This is a genomic window from Novosphingobium naphthalenivorans NBRC 102051, assembly GCF_001590985.1.
Taxonomy (GTDB): domain Bacteria; phylum Pseudomonadota; class Alphaproteobacteria; order Sphingomonadales; family Sphingomonadaceae; genus Novosphingobium; species Novosphingobium naphthalenivorans.
In genome coordinates this window covers 1-21996 of sequence record NZ_BCTX01000029.1, presented here as the reverse complement: position 1 = coordinate 21996, position 21996 = coordinate 1, and the positions used below count along the sequence as shown (strand labels likewise).

Here is a 21996-nt window from a genome sequence, read left to right as displayed (position 1 = left end):
AGACCTGAGCGCATCATCACGCCCGCCTCACTCCTTCCCCCTCCCCTCGATCAGGCCGTCACCATTCGTAGCAGGCGAGCCGATCGGTCGTGGACGCGTCGCGGTCCAGGATCAGATAATTGCAGCCCAGTCCGCGCGCGAACGCCAGCGCACTGACAAGATCGGCCGGGAGATGCCGGCGGCACGGGCGCGCCGACACCGGTCGCGATCACGCGATGGTCACCTGCAGGGGACGCCGCGGTTCGAGATGGTTGCGAACGAAGCCGCGTGTGATGCCCAGTTCGCCGGACGCAACCTTGGCAAGCTGCTCTTCGAACGTGAGCTTGCGGGTCGCGGCGGCATCGCGTGCCGCCCTTGCCTCTGCTCGCCGCGTTTCCTCCCAGTGCGCTTTCGCCTCGTCGAAGGCCATCGTGCCGAGCAGACGCCGGAACGCATAGATCTCCCGAGGCGAAGCTGGAGGCCATGACGAGCTACGCACCGGCGCATGGCGAGCCCGGCCGGGGCGTCTGGGGGGCGGCAACACTTGTCCTTCGCCCGCCAGTTCGGCGGCAAATGCATCCCGAAGACGATAGGCGCTCGATGCGCCGATCACGAGTTCGCGCGCGGCGCGCTGGACGGGCACGTGATCGAGCAGCATCGCGCGCAGAAGGTCTTTCTGCTCATCGGTGACGAAACGGGCGCTCTGGGCATGAACATGCCGGACCCCGGCGGCATCGCATCCGGGGAGCGTTTCTCCCTTGCGGCGCAGGCGCCGCAAAAGCCGGGCCCTGATGCGCGTGCAGCTCGTCCGCGACACGCCGGTGCGATCGGCGATCTTCTGAGTGCCAAGCCCCTGCAGGAAGAGGTCCTCGACCTTTCTGCGCTTCGCCGGCGACAGCTTCACGCCACTATAGGCCTGACCGCCGCCCGGCGGCGGCAGCGGTGCCTTGCCGCGGGCAAGCAGTTCACGGTTATACCGGCGGCGCTGCTCGGATACGCAGGCCGCCGACACGCCAAGACGCAACTGGATGTCGATGCCCTTGTAACCCTTCTTCAAGGCATAGCGCAGCCGCTCGATGCCCTCGGCCGTCAGGCGGCCATGCTGATCGCGCTCTGCGGGACGATATCCACGCCGGACACAAAGGGCGATCGTCACCGCATTGCAGGCGCTGGCTTCGCAGATACCGAAATGTTTGCCGATGGCGCTGAACGACCAGTTCTCGACCTCGCGCAGTCGGATGGCTTCGTCGAGATCCCCGCCACCAAGGCGCGGTCTGGGCGCGGCATTTCTATGGGCTGTCTTCAGGCCGAGCTTGTGGGCCTTGACCTGCAAGGCATGGATGCTTCGGCCCGGCAGCCGCTGCGCAACGCTATGCCCTTCGGCCGGATACCAGGCGCGCAGCGTAGCGATTTCCTGCGCCGTCCATGGCGCGGATCTGGGAGTGGTCATGGGGAACGTCTCCGAAGAAGGGAGAGCCCACGCCGCGCAAAACCGGGGTGTGGTGGTCCGTGGCCCATTTGGACACACGCGCCTGCTCCCTTCCCTACTTCCCCCTTCACTCCCTATGGCCGCACGGGGCGGGGGAGATTGCTCGGCCGCGTTCGCCGTCGCGATGTTCGCCATCGCCCTGAGCGGCCACCTTGCGCGAAAGGCTGTCGGCATCTCCGTGCGGTTTTACCTTGCGACCGCCATCCCCTGGAAACCTGGTCGAGCAATGGCCGGGTAAGCCAGTGTCGCGATGGCAATCTCCCCTTTCCTCACATGGATTTCAGGAAAAGATTTCGGATAGTGGGAACGCGGATGGCGGTTTTCTGAAACCGGCAGGAGACTGTGCCGCCGCATCGCCAAACCGAGGACGGACGGAAAGCCCAAGCGTTTACGGCGCGCCTCGAACGAGTTGCAAATCCAGGGACAGCCGCTCCGCTACCTCCTTCCGGTTCAGCCCGAGCCTGCGAGCAATCTGGCTGATGGTGAGGCCGTTCAGCCGATGGAGATAGAGCACGCGCTCGGTGAAATGGGGCAGCGTCTCGATCATATCCCATATCTCGCCGTCCTGCTCCGGATCGGCGTGCGTGCCCATCGTCCTTTCCATGATTGCCTGCAGTGCGATCGCGCCTTCGTCGTCATGGTGCGCGACCATGATGGCCAGCACCTGCTCCATCATTTCCAACGCGCGATCCCGCTCCGGGCCGGCTGCGATGATGTTCGAATGCCGCATGATTCACCTCCAGGTGCCAGAGGCCAGCAGCATAGGTCGCCTATAACATGTCCGCACGTGCAACTGTTTTCAAATCGCAAACTATCTTGGGAATTTTCTTACCAGAGGCTTGTGCGGACAGCGCCTCCTCATCGGACATTTTAAGCGAATGATCTGAACGGATCGCTTGCCGCCTATCTGTCAAGCCCGCGCCATGTATTCCCGGTTCGTGAACGAACGTGGGGCGTATCTCAAATTTCCGGGGCCTCGGCTCGGATGTCATCATACGAATGGCCCCGATGCGGCATTCACGTCGAACGCGAATGCAATTGACCGGTGTATCGCGCACCAGGCGCCTACAATTGACCCGCTGATCTCAATTCACGTTCAAGTGTCGCAAAAGGCAATATGAGGGTCAGCGGTTTGTCGTGCAGTGTTATGGCGCCATAGCTGGCATACCATGCGGCAGCCCGCTCGTTCTTGGCGTCGATGATCAGCATCACCCCGCCGACTTCTGCCGCGACGCGAATGCATCTGCGGCCGATGGCGCCAAGAAGTTGCCCCCCAAGCCCGTTCCCCTGCACCCGAATATCGGTTGCAAGCCGCGCGAGCCGGAAACCGGGCACTTCATGCCTGGCGAGGCCCCGCCTCGCAAGTTCGGGCGTGTCGGCATGGTCCATGCTGCCAGGAGCGATGCTGTAGAAACCGAGAATCGTCTTGTTGTCGGTGTCGTCGACGGCAAGGAACGTCTTGGCCCCGCCCAGCTCATGGCTTTGCCGGGCATAGCGCCGCAAGAAGATGTTCAGATCATTGTCACCGCAGTCGAAGGAAGCTCGGTCATGCGCTTTTGCGATCGCGTCCTCGTGCCAGGACGGAAGTCTCATGCGAGCTTGGGCATCGCGGCGATGGCAGCGCGCAATTTTGCATTCGCCGGAGGGGGATTTTCGAGCAGATCGAGAACGAGCAGGCTGTCCCGTTCGCTCAGCTTGGTCCGCTCCGCCTCTTCGATTACGCTCTCGGCCTCGCGCAGCGCCGAACCGGTGACAAAGGTCGTCAGATCGGTATGTCTGAGCGCCGCCGCCCGGGCGAGCAAAGCCTTTTGCTCCGGTCGTATGCGCAGGCTCATGCGCCTATTGTCTTCCACCACAGCTCGCGGCATTGCACGCCTCCGTTTGTACAGTTTCAATTAGTACATGATCGAATAGTGCCCCGTCAAGAATGTACGCCTTGAAAGCGCACAATGGAAATTGGCCAGCCCAGGGTGAGCCCATCTCAATCCCTTTCCATGGCTCAAGCAGCTGGTGCCGACCGACACGACCGCTATTGTCGCATTGCCAACGTCGCCAGGAGTGCGCGCGGAATCGTCCCGTCCAATGGTCGAGACCGTCATGCCGCTTGCGGAACCGCACTTTCGTTGCCGAAAGGCGGTGCCAAGGTTGCGTCCTCGTCATTCCCCGGCTCGAATTCGCCCTTCGTCGTCGCCAGATCGGCCTCCAGTTCCGCGAGTTCCCGCAGCTTGTCTTCCAGCAAGGCTGCATCGGGAAATTCCTGGCCGAGACGCGCCTCGAAAGCCGGAAGGCGCCGCTCGTTCGCTTCGAGATCGGCCTGGACGGCCGCAAGATCAGCGTCGAGATTGAGAATGGAGGATTCGAGCCGGCCCAACGCCGTGGTCCATCGCGTCCTGTCGGATACTTCGAACGCATTGCGCTCGCCGTGGTGCAGTGCCGCGACGGACGTGCGGATACCGCGCTCGCCATCATCGTCGACAGCCTCGTAGCCTGAGAGCTCCACATCGATGCCGTTGACGGTGCCGAGCAACTGGCGTGCCCGGCCGCCGTGCAGCCGCAACTCGAAGGCCTGCCGCAGGATGCGTTCGCCGGCGGCCTTGCGGTCGGTGACCATGGTGCCGCCGCAATCGAACAGAACCTCGTCGTGACGCGGAAGAACCCGGCGCGCGATATCGGCTTCCAGCTTCGCGATCAGACTGGAGCCGTCGATGATGGCGTCCGCGGTTCGCTTGATGGTCCTGCGGATATTATACTGGTCGTCGATATGCGCGTCGCGCAGGCGCTCGAGCCTTGCGACCTCGGCATCGAGCCCAGCCTTGCGCATCAGGCGATCGTCGCCGGACGCCAGCGCCTTTGCGAGCGCGAACTGATTGACGTTGGAGCCGACATCCTCGATCCGGCGAATGGAGCGATCACCCGACATCGCCATGTTGATGAAGCGGGCTTTTCTTTCGAGCATCTGCCAGTTGGTCGCGTCCATCGAGCCACTGGTCGCGTAGCCGTATAGCTCGATTTCGTCGTTCTGGTTGCCCTGGCGCTCGATCCGGCCTTCGCGCTGCTCGATATCGGAGGGTATCCAGGGAACATCGAGATGATGCAGGGCCTTGAGGCGTTGCTGCGCGTTGACGCCCGTTCCCATGGTGGGCGTGGACCCGATGAGGATGCGCTTGCGCCCCTGATTGAGGTCGTTGAACAGGCGCTGCTTCGCGCTGTTCTTCTTGTAATGCTGCATGAAGGCGATCTGATCGGCCGGTATGCCCATCTCGATCAGCTGCTCGCGGATCCAGACATAGGCGGAGAAGCCGCGTGTCTCGATGGCGTTCTCGGTGCCGAGATCGGAGAAGATCATCTGCACGGCGCCGGGCAGCGGATAAGGTCGCCCGGTTTCCGGATCGGTGTAGCGATTGCCGCTCGTATCGCGCCAGATACTGTAGACATTCTCGATCAGGAGATTGAGCTTGTTGCCCTCCTCGTTCCCCATCATGGGATCGACGAAGCGGAGATCGATCGCCGAATGCCGCCCGTCGGTAATCACCGAAAGGAGGATATCATCGCCCTTCTGGGGGCGCCCGCTGCGGTTCTCGATCGCCTTGATGCGTCCGGCGAGCACCTTCTGATAGGCCTTGAAGGGCGCCCCGGACTGGGCGACGATGATCTTGCGCTTGCCGCCCTTGATGGTGGGCAGCCGGACATATTGGCGCAAATCGTCCTTGAGCACGACGTCGGCGACGCTACGATACATCGCCATCAAGTCGGCGACGTTGACGAATTCGCAGAAGCGCGTGACCGGCTTGTAGCTGCCGCTCGGCTGGAGTTCGAGTTCGGTGCGTGTGTCGCCGAAGTTCGCGGCCCAGGCGTCGAACTCATGCAAGCCCTTGGCCTGTAGCTCATCGGGCTGCATGAAGCGCTGCAGCGTATACATTTCGCCCAGCGTGTTGGTAATGGGCGTGCCCGACGACAGGATCAGTTCGCGGCCGGGATTGATGCCGGCAAGGTATCGACCCTTGACGAACAGATCCCATGCCCGCTGCGAGCCGGCCGGGTCGACGCCCTTGAGGTCGCCAAGATTGGTCGCAAAGGTGAGCTTGCGAAACTGCTGGGCCTCGTCGACCAGGATCTGGTCGATGCCGATCTCGCCGATATGGACAAGGTCGTCCTTGCGGGACTGCAGATTCTCAAGCCGCCGCTGGAGCCCCTCCTTGAGGCGCTCGACCCGCTTGCGCGAGACGCGATCGTCATTGTCGATGCCCGCGATCAGCCCCTCGTAGCTGGCGAGTTGGTCTTCGATCAGCTGCTTTTCGAAGGCTGCCGGGGTGGGGATGAACTTGAACGCATCATGGGTGATGATGATCGCATCCCAGTTGCCGGTCGCCGCGCGGGCCAGGAACCGCCGCCGCTTCTCCTTGATGAAGTTCGTGTCGTCGGCGACCAGGATGCGCGCGGTGGGATAGAGCATCAGGAACTCACGCGCGATCTGCGCGAGGCAATGATTGGGCACCGCCATCATCGGCTTGTTGGCAAGGCCGAGACGGCGTTGCTCCATCACGGCGGCGCACAGGCTGAAGGTTTTGCCCGCGCCGACGCTATGGGCGACATAGGTCGAGCCTGCGGCGACGATCCGCCAGACGACGCGCTTCTGGTGATCGCGCATCTGGATGGCGGTCGACGCGCCGGGCAGCGTCAGATGCTTGCCGTTGAAGGTCCGGGGAACGAGGTTGTTATAGGCGTCGTTGTAGATGCGGACCAGGCGATCAGCGCGTTCGCTGTCCTGCCAGACCCAGGTCTCGAAGGTCGACTTGATCTTCGCAAGCTTCTCTTTCGCGGCTTCGGTGTCGGTGACATTGAGCTCGCGGCGCTCCGAACCGTCAGCTTCGCGGTGAACATCGTAGATCTTGGGGATATGAGAATTGAGGGCATCTTCGAGCAGGTCGGCCGCGCCTCGGCGCGCCGTGCCCCAGGTCGAGGTGGAACTGACATGTCCCGCGAACGGGGCCTTGTCGACAGTCCAGCTCGCAATATCGACGGTATGAAAGATGGTGGTCTCGACCTCCATGATTTCCACGACGAAGGTTTCGATGACCCTGGTAGGAATCCAGGGCGCGCCGAGACGCGCAGTGATCTCGCTGGGTTTGAGGTCGACCGGCTGGACCGCTTCGAGCGCGATGGCGACGGCATGAAAGCGCGGATCGGTTTCGGCCTTCTCGCGGGCAAGGGCGAGCTTGGTCCGCACGGGGCCTGAAAGGGCCTCGTCCGCGGTGACCCAGTGGTCGAAGTGGGGCGTGGTGCGGACGGGGTCCAGATAGATATCGTCGGCAAGGTCCGCGAGCGCCTCGGCTTGCGCGACGCCGAGCAGGCCGGCGATCAACGGGAGATCGACGCGGCCGCGCTCGTGGAGCGACACCGCCAGCGCATCCTGCGCCGAGCGGATTTCATGGGCGACCGGCGGCTTGACGACACGTTCGGTGAAGATCGCGCCCGGCGTGCCGGTATCGCTCGCCTCGTCATAGGCCTCGATCGACGCGACCAGCCAGACGTCGGGATCGTCGAGGAAGGGCTGGAGGTTCGGGCGACGCTGATATTCCTTCTCGGCGCCGGTGTCGGGATCCGTGCGGATGCTGGTGATCGTCCGGTTGATCGGGCCGTACTTCCTGGTGAACTGCCTGTAGTGCGTGAGCAGCTTTTCCTGGGACGCGGCATAGGGCTGGTCGTTCAGCTGCGCCCGCAGGATCGCGCGCACCGCATCGCGGATCGGGATCAGCGCCTTGATGATGCTCGCGTGCTTGACAAACAGGCCAGTGGTGCCACGCCCCGATTTGACGTCGACGATGGCCGGCATCCCGTCGACGATCTGGTGCAGGACACCGCCGGAAACGAGATAGCTGCCTTCCTTGAACTCGGCTTCATCGGCAGCGGTCCCGATCTCAATGTCGAGCGACACGTCGACCCGGTCACGCAGCGACGTCGTGCGATGGACGGGGCGGCAGGCGCCTTCGTATCGGGATGCGATTGCCGACAGGGTGGTCGTGAGAGCTTGCCCGATGTCGACACCCGGCTCGGCGGCGCAGGTATAGTCCATGCCGAACTGGCCGCTTTTCCATTCATGAGCCCCAAGCACATGAGCGGGATTGTCGAGGAAATAGCGGTTGATCCGCAGCGGTCCCTCACCCTCGTCGCTATCGGGAACATCGGCCAGATCGATCCAATTGTGTCCGGGCCGGAGGAGATCAGGCTCGCGCTTGCGGAAGAGCAGGATATCGACGACGACGTCGGTGCCCGCTTCCTGCCGCATGGCCCGGCCGGGAAGGCGCACCGCACCCAGGAAATCCGCGATGCCGTCGATATGGCCGCGGGCCTTGGGATCGCTCTTGTCGAGCGAATAGCGCGAGGTCACGAACAGGGCGACGCCGCCCGGCCGAAGGTGCTCCAGCGATTTCGCGATGAAGAAATCGTGGAGCGACAGCCCGAGCCGGCCGAGGCTGGTCTTGTTCTGGATGCTGAGGTTCGAGAATGGGGGATTGCCGATAGCGAGGTCGAAGTCGCGCGGCAGCGACGCCTTGTCGAAATCGATGCAGCGGATGATCTGACCCGGATAGAGCGCGCTCGCGACGCGGGCGGTGACGGGATCGTTCTCGATACCGACGAACAGCGTGTCACTGGCCAGCCAGTCGGGCCGCAGCCCCATGAAGAGACCGCTGCCGCATCCGGGTTCCAGAACCTGGCCCCCGGTGAAGCCGAGGATGCGGGCGGCGTCCCACATGGCGCGGACGATATATTCGGGCGTATAGTGAGCATATTGCGTCGCGCGCTTGAGCGACTGAAGTTCGGCATCGGTCGTTTCGGCGGCAAGGCCGTGCCCCAGTTCCTCCCAGCCATCGCGGAATGTGCCCGCGCGATCGGCGAAGATGTTGTTCGCAAGCTCGGAGGCGCCGAAGCCGATGAACTTCGCGATGGCCTCCTGCTCGGCCGGCGTTGCTCCTCGTTGTTCGCGGTCCAGCAGGTTCAGCAGCCGGATCGCCTCGACATTGTCTTGCGCGCGGCCCTTCCACGAGGACGCCAGCATCCGCCCGGCGGCGAAGGAGAAATCGATGGGTTCGACCGGGGGCTGACCGGCAAGCACCTCCGCCGGCGCCAGCGAGAAGAGCGTAGGCTCGCAATGCTGGGAGATGATCGCTGCATCGGGCGCGACAGCGGGCGCCGGGTCGGGCGGCCTGACCGGCTGATCGAAGTCGAGGCATAGCTGGAGAGCCAGCGCGGATGCACTGTTTCGCATGGAATGCTTCCTTTTTGATGGGTTCGCGGGCGCAGCGCGGCGGCCCACAAGCTTGTCAGGCTGGTCGAAGATCAGGGTGTGACGGGGAGCCCTGGATCTGACCTCGTCTCAGGCCTCAGGTCATCCGAGGCGAAGCGAAGCGGCATATTGGCGCAGCAGATCGGCCATCGCGGTTCGGGCATGCGCCTTGTTGCCGATCACGATCTCGGGCTGGAGTTCGCGGCCGAGCGGCGTGCGGTATCCGAGCGCCAACCTGCCGCTTATGTCCTCAACGACTATACGATGGCCGCGGGGCAGCGCCGGGCCGGCATAGCGCGCGGTGAAATCCCCGAGGCGGCCCGACAGCCCGGCGGCCATCCTGGACCATCGGATATGTCCGGCGGCAAATTGATCGCCGGGCGCTCGGCCTCGTGCGAGCCAGAGGCGGAACTGGGCTCGCTGTTGCAGCACCGAATTGCGCGTGCGCTCCATCGTTCGTGCGAGCGGGAGGATATCGGCGTCCGCATCGAGCCGTTCGAGTTCAGTGGGGTCCACGACGACGAGAATATCGGAATAGTCGCCTTGGCGCAGAGCCTGGCGCGTCACCGTCGCGTCGGCCGGCGCGGGCCCGGACGAGAGCGAAAAGGGGCGGAGCCCGGTTTCGGCGCTGACGGCATAAAGCGCGATAGCTTCGTGTCCGGATCGTTCGCGTAGCATGGCCAGGATGCCGATTGTGCCCGTCGCGAGTTCAGTCGCGCCGAGCAGAAGGACGCGGCGATGCCAGGATGCCGGTGCCGGGACGTCGGTGGGGTACGACCACTCGCTGGGGAGCGGCCGTCCCGGCTGCGCATTCTCGGTGCGATTGGGCTCGGAGGGTGTGGCAGCGAAAGCTCGACGGGCGACGTCGAAAATGTCGTCGGGTTGGCCGCCGCCATCCAAAAATCCCTGGCGGTAGGCAGGTCGCCGGACATCGGGATCACCCAGTCGTGGCGGTGACGGCGGCCTGGATTCCCATCCCGCCCGGGCAGCGTAGAGTCCGTCGGCGTAGGCAACGGCAGCATCCCAGCCATAGCCATGCACGTCACGACCATGGAGGATCGCGGGGTTTCGGCTGTCGGTGCTGCCCTGGGCGATCTGGCGCTCGATGCAGGCAAAGTTCGCGGCCACGCGCTGGCGCTCGGTTTCCTGGGCGATCGCTTCGTTGAGGGGACGAAGCGCCTGAACCCGCTCGCGGGAACGCGCCATGCGGGCGTCGAGGGGCGCATCGTTCGGCAGGTCGGGGAAACGGCGCCAGGCATCGGCCAACGCATGGGCGTGATGAGCCGGACGGCCGCGCGCCATCCAGCATCCCGCATCGGCGGGATCGAAACTGTCGGTCATGACGATCTCCGGCCTGGAATGTCAGCGGCTGGCGAGAAGCAGGTCGAGCGCGCGCGCGAACACCTCGTCGCCAGCGTCGTTGACGATGACCGCGGCGGGATTGGTGGCGCGCACGGCGCGGGCGACCGCTTGCGGAGCGGATATTGCAATATCCGGCCACTCTCGATTGTGAGAAGGTTAGTGCGTAAAAGGCGCTTTAGGCGCCGGGACTCGAGTTCGCGCGCGAGAAGGTCGGCTACCTCGATCTCGAGATCATGGTCGCAGCCGAGATTTTCATCCAGGGTGCGCACCGGCCGGTTGGCCTTGAGCCAGGCATCGACCTCGGCCACGGTCCACCGGCCAACCTGGTGATAGAAGTCCGCTCCGCCCGTTCCCTGGTTTCGGGCATGAAAGGCGAGTTCGCCTTCGATCCAGACTTCCGCCGAGAAAGCCGCGGTTTCCTGCGATAGCGCGGCGCTGTAGGAGATACGCCGTAGTTCGATTTGCATGGGGATTCTCCAGACTGCTCCATCATGCGGAGCACCCTCCCCTGTTCCCTCTCCCCCTTTCTAGGCGCAGCCCGGACTGTCGCCCGCGCCGCAAGGCCGGTATTCGGCATCGTAAGAGCAGCTGTTCTCGAATTCGGGATCGTCGGTTTCATCGACCAGATAGCCGGTGACCTCTTCAGCCGGCTCCGCCTCCAGCACACCAGCGGCGTTCGGAAGGAGACGAACGGGGAATATCCCGCGTCCGACGATCGCGTCAGCCCGCAACATCGCGCCCGCATGATCCTCGGCGGTCACCGCGACCTTGACCCTGATCGTCGTATAGACATGGACGTGAAACCCTCTCATGCCGGGAGCTCCGACCAGCCACCGGCGTCGCTGATCCAAACCATTCCGAGCGCCCGGAGCGGCATTTCCATGCAATCACTGGTCTCAGCGAGGGGATCGCGCACGAACACGCTGCCGCGGTCGTTGGCACGCTGCGGGGCGCGTCCGCCGAGCACCATCAAATCGTTGGCCCCACCCGGCATGGGGACGATATCCCCCGGCCTGACCTTGGCGGCCAGCACCCGGCCAATGGTATAATGAAGGGTCCAGCCCCTCTGGGAAAGTGACGCCATGTTTGGTCTCCTTGTGTGAATTTGCGAAGGCGCGATTCTCCCGCCGCTCCGCCGGACTGGCGTGCGGTTCCGGCCGGTGCAGGCCGACTGACACGGGGTGATGCGGGTAGGTTCAGTCGCCGCGCGGCAACGGGATCGGGACGGCCTGACCGCTGGCGAGGTTGAGGAATGCGCCGGCGTGACCGATGGAGCCGCGTCCGAGAAGGTCGAACAACAACGCCAGGGCATGGCTCGCAACGACGCGGTTGACGAACAGCGACTGGCGTTCGAGCGCTTCGGCGACCGAGCAGGAAGGGGCATCGTCGTCGGGCAGGTTTTCGTCGGCGAGTTCGGGGAAATATTCAAGCACGGTCGGCAGGCGATGGCGGTGCTTGTTGGAACAGTGCTCCGGGGAGCCTATGAGATATTGCCCGTCGCTCGCGCGATTGCCGAGATCCATCCAATAGGCGGGAACGGTCCCGCATTCGGCGAGCGCGGCACCGATCGCGCGGCGGGCCGATGCCGTGTCGACACAGGTGATGACGATGTCGGCGCCATCCATACTAATGGCTTCAGGGGCGCGGCCGTGCACTGCCTGCCAGGCCAGGCCGTGTGCGAGGTTGATCCGTTCGGTGAGCGTGCGGGCCTTGGAACTGCCGACGTCGCCCCGGTAATATGGCTGCCTGCCGAGATTGGCTTCGGTCACGATGTCGTCGTCAATCACGACGACATGCAGCGATCGCGAGGAGATCGCGCGCAGCGCGGTGTCGAGCGAGGCGAGTCCCATCAGCATCTGCCCGCCGTTTCCGCCGCAACCGACCAGCAGGATGTTGATCGTGCGATTATCGAACCCGGCGGGCAGATAATGACGATCCGTGAGGTCAGTCGGCATGACGGTCTCCTGAAAACGGGCTCCGTGGTAACGGCAGGAACATGCCGTCGGCGCAAAGGCGCGCGAGCATCGCCGGACCACAGGGATCGTCGAGCCGGCCGACGACGATCGCGATCTTCGTCGCATGGGCGTCATCGGCATCGTCGGTGGTGCTGAAGAAGGCGGGACCGACCCCGTGGCTGTGAAAATCGCAGACAACATGCCAATCGGGCTGCGGAATCGGCGTGCGATAGACGAGGCGCGAGGGTGTGGCTTCGTCGATGACAGGAAGGTCCACCGCGAATTCCCGGGTCGCTTCGTTCCAGAGGACGAACGCCGCGGCTTCATTGGGCAAGGCTGCGCGAAAATGATCGAGAATATGATCGAGATGCTCGCGTGGAATGAGCCCGCAGCGCAGTTCGGCGCGACAGGCGCCCGTGCTGCCATAGGGCATATGGAGGGAAAGCGGCGGCGTGATCGGGAAATCCAGTTCCAGCCAGGGCCGGCGCAGGATGAGCATGACGCCGTCTATCCCGATCGCAAGGCCGCGTCCGGCGCGGGCGGCGCGCAGCATAGCGAGGGCGGGCGAGCGTCCCTGTGGCGGGACCGGATAACAGGGCACGGCGGCAAGGACCGCGGCCGCAGTGGGATCGTCAGCAAGCACGGTCATTGGTTCGCCCCTCTCGCAAGGAGCTTTCCGAGAGTCATCTGATCGGTCCGGGTTGCTCGCCGGGAGGCCTGTCGTGTCCGACCGGGATCGAATGGCCTGAGACGCCTGACCGGAAAGCGCTTCGCCTTGCGCGCGGCGAGGTCGTCCCAGAGCCGAACCAGACCACCTTTGCCGGTGATGGTCAGTTCCTGTCCGGGATTGGGGTGGGTGGACCAGCTATCGAACACCCCGCGCTCGAATTCCGGGATGGAGGCTGTCGTCAGCGTTTTTGGCTTCGGAATGTTGCCCCAGCAAAGTTGCCCGTCGAGATAGACATTGAGCACCGGCGAGTGCAGCACCGGGGTATCGATGCCGGGGCGTTCGTTTGCCGGCAAGGCGTAAACGCCGAACCCCGATCGGGTCGCGATGAACAGATGCGGCGGATACGGGACCGGCATAGTGGTTCGCGCGGCGAGCACCTGCAGGCCGGCGGGCGGATCCGTGAGAGCGAAATAGGCCGGGCGAACCTGGGTCGGGATCCACCATGCGAGCATGTCGGGATGAGCGACCAGCACATTGTCAGGCAGGAATTCGGGAAGAACGGTCCGGCCCAGGGCCTCGGTCCATTGACGCAGATGCGCGCGCGACAGCGATGTGCCCGCGCCGATGATCGGCTTTCCCTCATCGTCATGCTCGATCGCATGGATGCTGGCGAATGCGGCGGCGCCCGCGCGAGCGGTGGCATAGGGACTGGCGTTGCGGATCGGCTGGCTGCGGTAAAGGAGAATGGCGTTGGTCAGCGCGAGGCCGCCGGCGGTCGCTTCGAACTGGGTGCGGTGGTCGGACATAAGGAACCTCAAAGGTTGGCTGGATCGAGCTGGATCAGGTCCTGCGCGGCGAGCAGGAACCGCGCGCCGACACGCAAGGACGCGAACCAGTCGTCGATCGGGACTGAATCTGGCAAAGGGCAGAAGCCGGCGATGTCCATGAAGCCGTATTCCATCCCGTGGCGTCCGACGTCATCGACCTCGCGTGCGAACTGCTCGACCGGAACGAGCGTCAGCGGGGGCAATGTCGAGCATTCCTCGATGCCGGGGAGATACTCTTGGGCAATCTCGATATCGAATTGCCAGGCGCTGCGCTCCGGTCGGAGTTTCCCGAGAGCGGCGTACGCCTTGCGGAGTTCCTCCAGTTTCCGGTGTAAGCCGTTCGGAAGTTCCGCCGATGCCCCCGCGTTTGCCGCGATCATCCAATCGGGCCGGCGAGACTCCATGTTGGATGGCAGAGTGAGTTCCTCGATATCGTCAGGATCCATGCCCTGATATTCGACGATCCACTGCCGCGCGGTTTCATCATCGGTCGCGCCGTCCCAATAGTACATAGAGATTTCATCGAAGAGGTCCTGGTAGCCGAAGATCGGAAGGGCGCGGCCCAGCATATCGTCGAGGGCCTTGTAGGCTGCGGCGCGCCAGGGAATGGGCGCATCGCTGTCTTCGATCCATCCGAGGTCGAGTTGCCCCATGCTGTCGCAGATCACCGCGATAGCCGGCGGATAACCTTCGTTCCCGTGAAGAACCGCGACCCTGAAGTCCGCGAATTCGACGGAGCCCAGAATGTCGAGCACCGCCTTGTCGAACAGTCGTTCGATGCGCTGGCGCGCCTGGTCGCGAGTATAGCGTTTAGCCGTCGTTTCCCGAGACGTGGCCCAGCGGCCTATCAGCTTGTGATGGGACGCCAGTGGAGCATCGAAGAGGGCGGGAATGTCGCCGGACAGTGCAACGGCCCGCCCCGCGAGGTCAGCCAAGGGGTGGAAGGCGCAGGCCCGGTGGCGGCGGGAGCGGCCTGGGAGCCTTGCTCCCGCCGTCCCCGGACGCGAGAAGGATGCACGCGTGGAGCGCCTGGGTTTGCTCGCTGCAGATTGGCTGGGTGAATTCGGATGTGTCGCCATTGCCGGGCTCGATCCATTCGATGAGCGTTTTACGAACTGCGGACGGGATCGCCGCGCTGCTGCCGCGCGCCACGGTCAGCCCTTGGTGCCGACGGCGCGCCGGTATTCGGTGACGTGAGCGCCGCCCGACACGCCGGCGTCGACCATCTCGGCGTTGAGAACCGCGGGGTAGAGCGTGGCATGGTAGGCACGCAGACCGTCGGGATCGTTGGCGAGATGCGGCGGAACCGGAAGGTCGATGCCGTCATAGCGGTACGCGCGGGTGAGATGGTTGATCTGCATGAGGTAAAACTCCCGGCTTGGGTCGTGGCGAGATTTGAGCGGAGTCCGGTCAGAACAAGGTGGCGGGTTGGTCCGGTTTGGCGTCGACCGGCGGGGTGACCGCGTGCTGGAGCTTCGGAGGACTCACAGGCACCGTCGTCTTTGCTGTCGCGGCCTTCGTGGCGGCCTTGGCCTTCGCGGCCTCCGCTGCGGCGATCCTTGCGTCCTCGGCCGCCTGGCGCTGATCGGCGATCTGGTCGGCAAGGGTCTTGCGCGTAGCGATGAGCTGGCCGAGTGCGCCGTCCGATCCACGGCCAAGTTCCGCATCGATCTCCACGGCGGTTGCGGTGATCGAGATCGGGCGGGTCTCGCCGGATTCGAGACCGTGCTTCGCGCCTTCCGCCTTGCGGGGAATGACGGTCAGCGTGACGGTATCGTCGGGGCCGGCGACAAGATCGAAACCGAGCGAATAGTTGGCGAGAAGCGGCAGCAGGTTGGCAATCAACATGGGCGTTGGTCCTTGTCTGGAAGGGTGAGGGTGTCGGTCAGGCGGCGATTTGCGAGATGGGAGCGTCGGCCGGCTGGGCAGCACGATCCGGGGGCGGTCCATAGGCGCCATCGAGCGTCATGCAGCCCGGCAGACGTCCCGCCCAATCGAACCCGATGCGATTGAGCATGCTGGTGACAAGCTCGGTCTTTTTCGATGCGAGCAGCTTGGCGAACCGTTTCTCGCCGACATGCGCGATCAGGCCGCATTCCTGGGCGATGAACTTGAGCTCTTCCTTTGTGTAGCGCTCGAGAAAGGTCTGATCGACCTGCCACGTCTCGCGCAAGTCGACCTCGAACACTCTCGCAAGGTCCGCGACATGATCGAAGCTGAGCACATCCTTGGCGTAAGCGCCGCCGATGACGGCCAGCACATTGGCGGCCCGCGCATCGGCAAGCGCCCGGATTTCCGCGATCTTGCCCTTGAAGTCGAGGTCCGGGAACGAGGCGCCGACGAGGATGCCAGCGCGGGACGTCAGCGTGTCGGGCTTGATCTGCGAAAGCGTGCCCGACATCGCCGCCACAAGGATCGTGGTCCGGGCGTGGACAGCATTGCCCGCGAGCGCACGGGCAAGCGCGGTTCGCCATGTCGCCTCGCGAAGCTCGGCGGTTCGGGTCGCGATCGACCTGGCCGTGACGGTCGGCTTATGCGCCGTCGACGCGGCCGGCACGGTCTCGGCAGTGCGTGGCGGGGGAGGCTCGCGGTTTTCGACAGCACTGGATGATATGGCGCCGCGTTCCGGCTGCGGCTGGAGATCCATCGATGGCGCGGGTTCGACGGTGACATCGTCCTGCGCATCAGCGTCGGCATCATCGGCAGCAGGAGGCATCGCTCTCCTGGCCGCCTTCGCGGCGCGCTCCTTTTCCTCGAAACGGATCACCTCGGCGGCTTCGGTCTTGAGCTTGAAGCATCCCGGATTGGTGCAATGGCCATCATCGACATGGGTTTCGAAAAGGACTTGCTGCGCCGCCGAGTTGAACGGACAGGTGGCGCACTCGGTCTTGTCGAAACAGGCGCTCGCGAGGCTATGCGTGATGCGCATCAGTTCCTTGCGCGTATCGTTCACGTCAAGATTCAGGCGCAGGATCGTGTCGAGGGCCGTGTCCTGCTTGTCCTTGGGGATGACGGCGAGCAGTTCGGCGTGACCAACCTTGATCCGGCGCTCATCGAGGGCGGTCTTAGCGGCGTCGGTGAGTTCAGCGAGCGCCAGGCGGCGATCAAGCTTGGCGCGGGACCAGGCCAGTCGCCGTGCGGCCTCGGCGCGGTCGCCGTTGCATGCCGCGAGGTAGCGGACGGCGGCATCGGCCTGCTCGGTCTCCGACGGATCGTCACGGTCGTCATTCTCGGCGATCGCGGCATCGAGCGCTTCCTGGTCCGTCATCACGCGGATGATGACCGGCACTTCGCCGTCGAGCCCATAGACTTCCAGCCCTGCCCTGTACCGGCGCTCGCCGGCGACGATGGCATAGACGTCGTCCTTCGGCCGGAGCAATATGGGCTGGAGTATGCCGCGCTGCCGGATGGAAGCCACCATCTCCTCGTGCTTCTTCCGGTCGAAATACCGGCGGGGATTGTCGCCCTTCACGATACTGGCGAGCGGCAGCGTGGAGGGATAGCTCGGTTGTAGCGAGGTCAAGGCTCGTCTCCTGTGTGGATTGTAGCAGGCTCGCGTTCAGGGTTGGCTGGACGCCCATGCCGCTGCGCGTGTCGGAATGTGCGGGACGCGGCTGATCATCAGTCTGCATTCCGCAACCATCTCCCTCCCCCTTCCCCTCGCCCGGTAGAGGTCGTTCCAGTCATTGAAGCCCGGCGGTGGAGGCAGCGGCTCGATCGACCGGCCGTCTCGCGCATGCGCCTGTTTCGCCCGCGCCGCGCCGCGCCGACCGGAAAGGTCGTTGTCGTGAAGGAGGAAGAGGCGTTCGACCCGCTCAGGCACAGTGACCAGGGGGAAGCGGTCGGCACCAAGCGCGGCCCAGACAGGGATGCCGAGCAGCAAATGAGCGGACCAGGCGGTCTCCCAGCCCTCAGCCAGCCCCAGCACATCGGTGGCGGCCCCGAAACGGACGGTGCCACCGTGCGGGCGACCCAGCATCAGTTTGGGCGGATCGAGATCAGTGGCCGGCAATCCGGTCCGGGGGTCGAGGAACAGCCGTTCGAGTGCTATGACGCCGGTGTCGGCTTCAACGGCGGCGAGCAGCGCCGGACGGAAACGGACGTCGGCGCCCCGGCCGAGCGGCACATGATCATGGTAGCGCAGCGCCGGATGCGGCTCGTTGAAACCACGCGTCGCCATATAGACGCCCGCCGGCGTATCGGTAACGGCACGCGCTTCCTTCCAGAGCGAACGGATCCGGCCGGCCAACCGTCGCTCGCTGCCATCCGCGCGTGCGAATTCCGTTTCAGCATCGGCCGTCGGTATAGGGCGCCTGTCGCTGCGCAGCGCGCGAATGACATCGATCGTGGAACAGCCGGCAAAGCATTTGAACAATATGCTATGCTCGCCGACCCGGACCGAAAGGCTCGGGCGATGGTCGTCATGCGCCGGGCAACGGCACATCGCGCCCGATGGCTTCCATGTTCCACCGAGTGATTTGACGATGCTGGCGGCAGCGGCATGGAGACGAGGATCGGCGCTCGTGCGCGACAGGGCCATGGGAGGAACTCCAGCATAGGGAAAACTCCCTCGCCCCACTCCTCCTTCTCTTCAGGCCGCGGCCGACGCTCGCTGCCAATGTGATCTCAGGTCGGATCAACGGGCAGCGCGTCCCCGTTTCACCGGCGCAGTGCTGCACGCTACGCTGGCCTATTTGCTGACCACTGATACCGACGCTGAACTTCTACCGTCGGAACCGCCGGACGCCGTCTATCGCAATGCAGAACGGGACTTCCTGCCGGGTCCCGTCTGGAACGTCGCCGCATTTGCGGGCGCAGTCGTGACAGGTTTGCGCATATCCGGACAGCAAGGTCTGGAAACACGCATCCATCTTATCCCGCCCGGCGGCGGTCAGCTGGACATATATCCGGCGTTTATCGAAGGGATCAGGGAAGCGCTCGACTATGCCTTGCGCCTCCATCTCGCCAAGGCATCGCCGACCGGTCATCTCCGATGCTTTCGACGCGAGGCAGAAGCTGGTCAGAGAAGTCTTCAATCCCTGGCTGTCGCGCCAGTAGAGATCGAGCAACATTTCGCATCCTGGGTCGGCGCAGAGAGAGCCGAACATGGTGGCCGACGCCGCTCTTGCGCTAATGATCGACCTGCATAGAGGTGCGAAAACAGCCGGACGGCCTGTGTCGTCCAGCATGGGGTCAATTCGGGCATCGTGTCGCATGGGCATTTGCTCTCCATCCCATTTGGGTAGCATCATGGCGAACCGTGCCGATGCCCCAACGTCTGGTTGCCCCCCGCTATCCTGAACAAAGTAGTCCAACAGGCATGATGCTCGAATCCTCCTGTCCGGCAAGGTGCCTTTTGGAGGGGAATTTCGATACCGAATTGGTTAACATTGCGGGATATTCCCACATTGCCTGCCCAGCATCGACGCGCGGGCAACTGGCGGATCGTGAAGCGAACGCGAAGCCAAAGTCGACACATTAGCGTGCGGTCTGCGCCTGAAAGGCAAGAAGCGTGAGGAACCCATCCAGCAGCATTACCGTGGCACATTTCGTGGCACATTTAGGGTAATGGAGGGGAGTGGAGGGCAATTGGCGCACCGCAAATCAAGGGCTTGCTTCCCCTGCGTTACCCTGTATTACCCCGAAGGCCCGGTTCGAGTCCCGTAGGGGTCACCACTTATGTGGCTGATTTCGCTGCATATGTACTTGCTCCGTGGGAGCGTCGTGGGAGTATTGCGTTTTTTGCAATAGAATTTTGCGGCATTTGGCCCCTTCGTCTAGCGGTTAGGACGCGGCCCTCTCACGGCTGAAACACGAGTTCGATTCTCGTAGGGGTCACCACCAAAGCACGTCGCAATACCACCGGCAGCGACACCCAATTCGGCGCGGCTTACGCCTGTTCGGCCCTTGCCGAGCCACCTTCATCGCTGCTGTAGAGAACCTCGAGTTTCGCTGCTTCTCGCCCGCCGTCAGCACCGTCGATCCACTTCGAATAATGCTTGAACAGCATGGCCGCGCTGCGATGACCTAATTGCCGTGAGATGTAGGCAGGGTTCACGCCCGCCATGAGCGCCGTCGTCGCGTAAGTATGACGCGTCTGATAGGCATCGCGGCTCCGGATGCCCAATGCCCGCAGGGCGGGATGAAAATAAAGTTTGCGCTGATCCTGTACGTCCGGCCACGGCGTGTTCGTCACCGGATTGATGAAGACCGGTGTATCCGCACCCCGCATGAAGCTGTGTACTTTCTGCCGTTGGAGCACGGCGATCATACGGCTGGTGAGATCGACATCTCGAGCGCTTCGGGTCTTGGTCGACTTGAGGACGTGACGTACGCGGGCTCGCTGAACGCGGATGGTCCGGCGTTTCCAGTCGATGTCGCTCCACTGGACGACTATCTGTTCACTCGGTCGCATACCCGTTCCGAAGGCGAATTCGTACCAGTTCCAGACTTGCTGGTCGAAGTAGTCGCGTAGGTAGACAAGGATCCGCTCCATCTCCTCGCGGTCGAATGGATCGGGCATCGGCGCCTGATGGCTGAGGTTACGAATCCGCTCGAGGGGAGATCGGTCGATAATCCCATCGTCGACCGCAGTGGCAAAAATGGCGCGCAAAGGAATAAGGTTGTTGTTGACGGTCTTTCCGCTGACACGCTTGGCCAGCTTGGCGATTTCTCGCTTGATCTCGCTGGGCTTGATGCTGGCCAACTGGCGCTCGCCGAATGCCGGCCCCCAAATCTTCTCGATTGCCGCCGTGTAGCCTTGCATGGTCGATTTTTCCGCCGTCACGGTTTCGAGCCACTCCCTGGCAATGGTCGTGAACCCCCGCACCCCGGCCGTCTGAGCAGATTTCGGGAATGTGGTTTCGTAGTCGAAGACCCCGAGTTCGATCTCCTGGAACACCTTCGCCATCAACCGCTCTGCGGCCTTGATGTTGGCGGGCGTAGGCTGAAGGTCGAGCGTTTCCCGGCAGCGCCTGCCAAGCCAGACGAATGTAACGCGTATGCAGGATTTCAACGGCTCTACACCGGACCCGCGGCCCCTTCTACCCATCGGTAGAATCCTTCCATGTCTATGCAGATATGGCCGTCGGGCGCACGGCGATAGTGACGGCCCTGAAGCCAGGTGCCGTTCTCGATCTTGTGGTAGATCGCCTTCTCCGTGTAGCCGGTCAATTCCGCGAACTTCTTGATGCGAACATAGCGGGCATGAACGACGCCAGTCTCTGCGGTCATGATGATGGCGCGCCAGGAAGACACCCGAAGCGTGCCGCTATGTCTTTTCCCCCTCCCTCCGTGGGGTCGGGACCAAGACAAAGCCCGTATCCGGGAACCGCGTTCCGCGACCAAAAATTGGCCATGGAACTGGCAAGCGGCGACCGATGTGGAGAAATTTGGCCGGACAGTTGCACCGACAGGTTTCCTTCCGAAACCCTGCCGAACGGCCATGAAGCACTTTGATGATATGGAAATCGGCAGACCGCGTGAAGGACGATTTGCCGCACTCGATTGCCGCAGCCGTTATGATGGCGAACTCGTTACGAGAATGGAAATTGCGCCAGCGACGATAGAAATCGTAAATGACGACAGCCCCCCGTCGGGGACGGGAGGCTGCTTGCGCGACGACGGTTGCCGAAGGTCAAGAGTCGGTGCGAAGGATCATCCGTTAAGTTTGTCCTTCACCGCCTTCGCTGCCGAGAAGGTCAGCTTCCTGGAGGCCGCGATCATTATTGTCTCGCCATTGGCCGGGTTACGGCCTTCGCGTGCCGGAGTATGCTTCACCTTGAACTTCCCGAACGCATTCAAAGCGACCTCTTCACCACGCGCCGCGGCTTCGCCGATCGAGACAAACACGGAATCGACGATCTTGCGGGCATCCGCCTTGGTAAGATCGTTGGCGGTGGCGACCAGTTCGGCGAGTTCGGCATTGTTCATCAAATTTCTCCAGTCGGTGGTGATCCAGAGGCCCAGGAATGACGAGCGTTCCTCAGCCTTGAAAAGGAGTAGCGGATAGTTTCTTGCGGGGTGCCTTCGCCATCGGCGCGGGCGGTGCTTTCGCTGCAACCTTACCCGGCTTGCGGCCAAGGCCGATCTTCTTCGCCAGCGCGCGCCGCCGCTCGGCATAGTCGGGCGCGACCATGGGATAGTCGGTCGGCAGGTTCCACTTGGCGCGGTACTGGTCAGGCGTCAGCTGGTAATGCGTCATCAGATGGCGCTTGAGCATCTTCAGTTTCTTGCCGTCCTCGAGGCAGACAATGTAGTCCGGCTTGACCGATCGCCTGATCGAAACCGCTGGCTCCTGTTCAGCCGCTGCAGGTTCATCCGCGGCACCCAGTCCAGCAAGCGAGGCATGAACGTTGACAATCAACGCCGGCACATCGGCAATAGACAAATTATTGTTGGAAACATGCGCGGAAACGATATCGGCTGTT

The 21996-nt window shown here is 63.4% G+C and carries 23 protein-coding genes and 1 tRNA gene; 2 read left to right on the top strand and 22 right to left on the bottom strand.

From position 1 onward, the window contains the following. Nucleotides 1-58: 58 nt before the first annotated feature. The 7 genes from NN5_RS27415 to NN5_RS11150 all read right to left on the bottom strand — a co-directional run bounded on the left by NN5_RS27415 (nucleotide 59) and on the right by NN5_RS11150 (nucleotide 10094). Nucleotides 59-199: a DUF5983 family protein gene (locus NN5_RS27415; protein WP_157034366.1), complete on the bottom strand. Its 141-nt coding sequence runs from the start codon at nucleotides 197-199 to the stop codon at nucleotides 59-61. A 9-nt stretch (nucleotides 200-208) separates the two neighbouring features. After that, nucleotides 209-1429 carry a hypothetical protein gene (locus tag NN5_RS11175; protein WP_021688184.1) on the bottom strand — a complete coding sequence of 407 codons (1221 nt, stop codon included), beginning with the start codon at nucleotides 1427-1429 and terminating at the stop codon, nucleotides 209-211. A 427-nt stretch (nucleotides 1430-1856) separates the two neighbouring features. Continuing rightward, on the bottom strand, nucleotides 1857-2198 hold the full coding sequence (locus tag NN5_RS11170) for a sigma factor-like helix-turn-helix DNA-binding protein (RefSeq protein WP_021688185.1): 342 nt from the start codon (nucleotides 2196-2198) through the stop codon (nucleotides 1857-1859). A 335-nt stretch (nucleotides 2199-2533) separates the two neighbouring features. After that, complete coding sequence (locus NN5_RS11165) at nucleotides 2534-3061, bottom strand: hypothetical protein (RefSeq protein ID WP_030090520.1); 528 nt, start codon at nucleotides 3059-3061, stop codon at nucleotides 2534-2536. Next, nucleotides 3058-3336 carry a type II toxin-antitoxin system TacA family antitoxin gene (locus NN5_RS11160; protein WP_030090519.1) on the bottom strand — a complete coding sequence of 93 codons (279 nt, stop codon included), beginning with the start codon at nucleotides 3334-3336 and terminating at the stop codon, nucleotides 3058-3060. The genes NN5_RS11165 and NN5_RS11160 overlap by 4 nt, the downstream gene beginning before the upstream one ends. Before the next feature lie 227 nt (nucleotides 3337-3563). Further along, nucleotides 3564-8735: a helicase-like domain-containing protein gene (locus NN5_RS11155; RefSeq protein ID WP_030090518.1), complete on the bottom strand. Its 5172-nt coding sequence runs from the start codon at nucleotides 8733-8735 to the stop codon at nucleotides 3564-3566. Nucleotides 8736-8855: 120 nt separating this feature from the next. Beyond that, nucleotides 8856-10094 carry a hypothetical protein gene (locus tag NN5_RS11150; RefSeq protein ID WP_021688189.1) on the bottom strand — a complete coding sequence of 413 codons (1239 nt, stop codon included), beginning with the start codon at nucleotides 10092-10094 and terminating at the stop codon, nucleotides 8856-8858. 254 nt (nucleotides 10095-10348) lie between these two features. Between NN5_RS11150 and NN5_RS26875 the strand changes: the two genes are divergently transcribed. Further along, on the top strand, nucleotides 10349-10543 hold the full coding sequence (locus NN5_RS26875; protein WP_226949048.1) for a hypothetical protein: 195 nt from the start codon (nucleotides 10349-10351) through the stop codon (nucleotides 10541-10543). Between the two features lie 99 nt (nucleotides 10544-10642). Here NN5_RS26875 and NN5_RS11140 read toward each other — a convergent pair whose 3' ends face one another. From NN5_RS11140 to NN5_RS25825, 11 genes are all read right to left on the bottom strand, one after another. Continuing rightward, entirely contained in the window at nucleotides 10643-10927 is a 285-nt protein-coding gene (locus NN5_RS11140) for a hypothetical protein (protein ID WP_021688191.1), read from the bottom strand. After that, nucleotides 10924-11199 carry a hypothetical protein gene (locus tag NN5_RS11135; protein ID WP_013846907.1) on the bottom strand — a complete coding sequence of 92 codons (276 nt, stop codon included), beginning with the start codon at nucleotides 11197-11199 and terminating at the stop codon, nucleotides 10924-10926. Before NN5_RS11135 ends, NN5_RS11140 begins: the two co-directional genes overlap by 4 nt. Before the next feature lie 112 nt (nucleotides 11200-11311). After that, nucleotides 11312-12070, bottom strand: a complete 759-nt coding sequence (locus NN5_RS11130; RefSeq protein ID WP_021688193.1) for a PRTRC system ThiF family protein — start codon at nucleotides 12068-12070, stop codon at nucleotides 11312-11314. Continuing rightward, entirely contained in the window at nucleotides 12060-12719 is a 660-nt protein-coding gene (locus NN5_RS11125) for a PRTRC system protein A (RefSeq protein WP_021688194.1), read from the bottom strand. The genes NN5_RS11130 and NN5_RS11125 overlap by 11 nt, the downstream gene beginning before the upstream one ends. Further along, complete coding sequence (locus NN5_RS11120; protein ID WP_021688195.1) at nucleotides 12716-13546, bottom strand: PRTRC system protein B; 831 nt, start codon at nucleotides 13544-13546, stop codon at nucleotides 12716-12718. Before NN5_RS11120 ends, NN5_RS11125 begins: the two co-directional genes overlap by 4 nt. Before the next feature lie 8 nt (nucleotides 13547-13554). Continuing rightward, a complete protein-coding gene (locus tag NN5_RS11115) occupies nucleotides 13555-14502 on the bottom strand; it encodes a hypothetical protein (RefSeq protein WP_021688196.1) in 948 nt (315 codons plus the stop codon). Between the two features lie 219 nt (nucleotides 14503-14721). Beyond that, nucleotides 14722-14928, bottom strand: coding sequence for a PRTRC system protein C (locus NN5_RS11110; RefSeq protein WP_013846912.1), 207 nt, complete (start codon nucleotides 14926-14928; stop codon nucleotides 14722-14724). A 49-nt stretch (nucleotides 14929-14977) separates the two neighbouring features. Beyond that, nucleotides 14978-15415: a PRTRC system protein E gene (locus NN5_RS11105; protein ID WP_013846913.1), complete on the bottom strand. Its 438-nt coding sequence runs from the start codon at nucleotides 15413-15415 to the stop codon at nucleotides 14978-14980. Between the two features lie 37 nt (nucleotides 15416-15452). Further along, nucleotides 15453-17090, bottom strand: coding sequence for a PRTRC system ParB family protein (locus NN5_RS11100; protein WP_021688197.1), 1638 nt, complete (start codon nucleotides 17088-17090; stop codon nucleotides 15453-15455). Nucleotides 17091-17126: 36 nt separating this feature from the next. Continuing rightward, nucleotides 17127-18107 (bottom strand): DUF7146 domain-containing protein, encoded by a 981-nt coding sequence (locus tag NN5_RS11095; protein WP_021688198.1) that lies wholly within the window; start codon nucleotides 18105-18107, stop codon nucleotides 17127-17129. Between the two features lie 184 nt (nucleotides 18108-18291). Continuing rightward, nucleotides 18292-18636, bottom strand: a complete 345-nt coding sequence (locus NN5_RS25825; RefSeq protein ID WP_157081107.1) for a winged helix DNA-binding protein — start codon at nucleotides 18634-18636, stop codon at nucleotides 18292-18294. Nucleotides 18637-19333: 697 nt separating this feature from the next. Here NN5_RS25825 and NN5_RS11085 point away from each other — a divergent pair. Continuing rightward, a tRNA-Glu gene (locus NN5_RS11085) sits at nucleotides 19334-19408 on the top strand. Between the two features lie 49 nt (nucleotides 19409-19457). Here the strand turns inward: NN5_RS11085 and NN5_RS11080 are convergent. The 4 genes from NN5_RS11080 to NN5_RS11065 form a co-directional block, all read right to left on the bottom strand. Next, on the bottom strand, nucleotides 19458-20618 hold the full coding sequence (locus NN5_RS11080; protein ID WP_013833535.1) for a tyrosine-type recombinase/integrase: 1161 nt from the start codon (nucleotides 20616-20618) through the stop codon (nucleotides 19458-19460). Beyond that, nucleotides 20588-20800 (bottom strand): excisionase family protein, encoded by a 213-nt coding sequence (xisR, locus tag NN5_RS11075; RefSeq protein ID WP_013833534.1) that lies wholly within the window; start codon nucleotides 20798-20800, stop codon nucleotides 20588-20590. The genes NN5_RS11080 and xisR overlap by 31 nt, the downstream gene beginning before the upstream one ends. A 423-nt stretch (nucleotides 20801-21223) precedes the next feature. Further along, entirely contained in the window at nucleotides 21224-21499 is a 276-nt protein-coding gene (locus tag NN5_RS11070) for an HU family DNA-binding protein (protein WP_013833533.1), read from the bottom strand. 52 nt (nucleotides 21500-21551) lie between these two features. Continuing rightward, on the bottom strand, nucleotides 21552-21996 hold a 445-nt coding region (locus tag NN5_RS11065; protein ID WP_157081106.1), incomplete at its 5' end, for a Ros/MucR family transcriptional regulator.

Excerpts from the sequence above, each read along its gene's own strand:
- NN5_RS11080 (WP_013833535.1), bottom strand. The coding sequence starts at position 20,618 with ATGGGTAGAAGGGGCCGCGGGTCCGGTGTAGAGCCGTTGAAATCCTGC.
- NN5_RS11095 (WP_021688198.1), bottom strand. The coding sequence starts at position 18,107 with ATGGCCCTGTCGCGCACGAGCGCCGATCCTCGTCTCCATGCCGCTGCC.
- NN5_RS11160 (WP_030090519.1), bottom strand. The coding sequence starts at position 3,336 with ATGCCGCGAGCTGTGGTGGAAGACAATAGGCGCATGAGCCTGCGCATA.
- NN5_RS11135 (WP_013846907.1), bottom strand. The coding sequence starts at position 11,199 with ATGGCGTCACTTTCCCAGAGGGGCTGGACCCTTCATTATACCATTGGC.
- NN5_RS11120 (WP_021688195.1), bottom strand. The coding sequence starts at position 13,546 with ATGTCCGACCACCGCACCCAGTTCGAAGCGACCGCCGGCGGCCTCGCG.
- NN5_RS11165 (WP_030090520.1), bottom strand. The coding sequence starts at position 3,061 with ATGAGACTTCCGTCCTGGCACGAGGACGCGATCGCAAAAGCGCATGAC.
- NN5_RS11150 (WP_021688189.1), bottom strand. The coding sequence starts at position 10,094 with ATGACCGACAGTTTCGATCCCGCCGATGCGGGATGCTGGATGGCGCGC.
- NN5_RS11170 (WP_021688185.1), bottom strand. The coding sequence starts at position 2,198 with ATGCGGCATTCGAACATCATCGCAGCCGGCCCGGAGCGGGATCGCGCG.
- NN5_RS11125 (WP_021688194.1), bottom strand. The coding sequence starts at position 12,719 with ATGACCGTGCTTGCTGACGATCCCACTGCGGCCGCGGTCCTTGCCGCC.
- NN5_RS11140 (WP_021688191.1), bottom strand. The coding sequence starts at position 10,927 with ATGAGAGGGTTTCACGTCCATGTCTATACGACGATCAGGGTCAAGGTC.
- NN5_RS11155 (WP_030090518.1), bottom strand. The coding sequence starts at position 8,735 with ATGCGAAACAGTGCATCCGCGCTGGCTCTCCAGCTATGCCTCGACTTC.
- xisR (WP_013833534.1), bottom strand. The coding sequence starts at position 20,800 with ATGACCGCAGAGACTGGCGTCGTTCATGCCCGCTATGTTCGCATCAAG.
- NN5_RS11130 (WP_021688193.1), bottom strand. The coding sequence starts at position 12,070 with ATGCCGACTGACCTCACGGATCGTCATTATCTGCCCGCCGGGTTCGAT.
- NN5_RS11105 (WP_013846913.1), bottom strand. The coding sequence starts at position 15,415 with ATGTTGATTGCCAACCTGCTGCCGCTTCTCGCCAACTATTCGCTCGGT.
- NN5_RS11175 (WP_021688184.1), bottom strand. The coding sequence starts at position 1,429 with ATGACCACTCCCAGATCCGCGCCATGGACGGCGCAGGAAATCGCTACG.
- NN5_RS11070 (WP_013833533.1), bottom strand. The coding sequence starts at position 21,499 with ATGAACAATGCCGAACTCGCCGAACTGGTCGCCACCGCCAACGATCTT.
- NN5_RS11110 (WP_013846912.1), bottom strand. The coding sequence starts at position 14,928 with ATGCAGATCAACCATCTCACCCGCGCGTACCGCTATGACGGCATCGAC.
- NN5_RS26875 (WP_226949048.1), top strand. The coding sequence starts at position 10,349 with ATGGTCGCAGCCGAGATTTTCATCCAGGGTGCGCACCGGCCGGTTGGC.